This is a genomic window from Endozoicomonas sp. SESOKO4 (assembly GCF_024606275.1).
Genome location: NZ_JAHHPS010000162.1, coordinates 1 through 1,243 on the forward strand (window position 1 = coordinate 1; position 1,243 = coordinate 1,243).

Consider the following 1,243-nt stretch of genomic DNA (forward strand, 5'->3'; position numbering starts at 1 on the left):
GGATGTGACTACCCATAATCCCGAGTCCAACTGGCCATGAATTTCTATAACGCAATCCCTTGAAGCAAAAATTATCATGTGACGGCCATCAGGGCTGAGCGTGGCCGAAGTGATCAGATTTCTATGAAAAGTGTCCTCTACTTCCCATGAGTCATTGTTCCTTCGACCAATGATTTTCACCGTATTATGTGAACTGTGGGTCACCACACGGCGGCTATCAGCACTGAAAGTCGCTGAATTGATGTAATTCTTATGGGAAATGCAGGCCTTTTCTTCCCAAGATCCATGATCCTCCAGACCATGAATTTTTGCTGTGCCATCGTCACAGGCGGTGACCAGATAACGACCATCAGAGCTGAAGCTGGCTGAAGAGACCAAACGATTATGGGTAATGGTGTCTTTTACTTCCCATGATCCATTGGCCTCCCGGCAGTAGATTTTTGCTGTGTGATCACTACTGGCGGTTGCCAGGTGCTGCCCATCGGAGCTGAAAGTGGCTTCACGGACTTTACCACCATGGGTAATTTTGAGTGTTTCTACTAACTCAAATTTTCTGCATAAAGACATCAGTTGACTGTTGGTGAAAAGTAACTGAAGAGGAAAATAAATATTCTTTCGTTGTTCAATGAGTGTCTCGACAGTGCCCTTATTAGCAAACGGCTCCAACCAATTACGGAGTTGTTGCTCATCTTTTGTTTTAAGGGTGGCCTTTAGTTGGTCCAGGTATGGTGAAGGAAACCGGCGATTCCATGCTCTTCCCAAAGCGTTATTGTCTTTAACAAGATCGCGAAAATATCGGCATACCTTTGCTAAACGGGTAACCTCTCGTAAACCCAAATAGCGAACAATCTCTAACTGTGTTAATTCGGGCAAATACAAGAATGGAGCGTTATTGTTGTAATAAGGAGTAACGTCCCTACCTGCACTGACGCCCGATAGTGCTTCCTCCAGCGGTTGTTGCACAGGTGTTGACAAGAGTGGTTCTTGTGTCCCGGAATTGCTGTTGATAGTGTTCATCTCTGATTGATCCGTAGCTTCAAAGTCAGTATTTATTCTCGCCTGGAAAGGACGTTTAAAATGGATTCGATCTGTTGGAGTCGGTTTTATAATGAAAGTTCAAAAAATATTGAAATCAGTGGAACCCAGTTGAAGAAGAGCACTGATCTGGGAAAATAACAGAATCTCGGCACCGTGCCCCATAGTTCGGGCAATACGGGACAGGTTGACTGAACCCATCCGGATG

General features: G+C 44.9%; 1 protein-coding gene. It reads right to left on the bottom strand.

Annotated features, from left to right (window positions below; translation table 11 throughout):
* On the bottom strand, positions 1 to 1,017 hold a 1,017-nt coding region (locus KDK16_RS03030; protein WP_257274615.1), incomplete at its 3' end, for an F-box/WD repeat-containing protein.
* Positions 1,018 to 1,243 lie beyond the last annotated feature (226 nt).